Below are 354 nucleotides of genomic sequence, written 5' to 3'. Positions count from 1 at the left end.
ACATGACGGCTAACATTCCGGCCGGATTGGGYGCACGCGGTGCATGGACCATCGTAGGTGGCAAGCAACCCTGGATCACGATTGCTGAYACTACTTTAAATAATACGAAGGTGACCGTACTGGCAGGACATACCGTGTCACTGGTATGGACCATCACCAATGGTACCTGTRCGGCYACTACGGATATGGTKRAACTGACCAACTATGARATTCCTTCCATAGCAGTTGCAGGTGCAGATCAGAAACATTGTAATGATTCTATCTTCAACATGACGGCTAACATTCCRGCCGGATTGGGYGCACGCGGTGCATGGACCATCGTAGGTGGCAAGCAACCCTGGATCACGATTGCTG

General features: G+C 51.0%; 1 protein-coding gene. It reads left to right on the top strand.

The annotated features are described in order from the left end of the window. A partial coding sequence (locus AC1DP6_RS36640) for a hypothetical protein (protein WP_477059336.1) occupies window positions 1–354 on the top strand: 354 nt, incomplete at both ends.

The sequence above is a fragment of the Chitinophaga sp. 01L420 genome (genome assembly GCF_056399985.1).
This window is presented reverse-complemented; position numbering and strand designations above follow the sequence as displayed.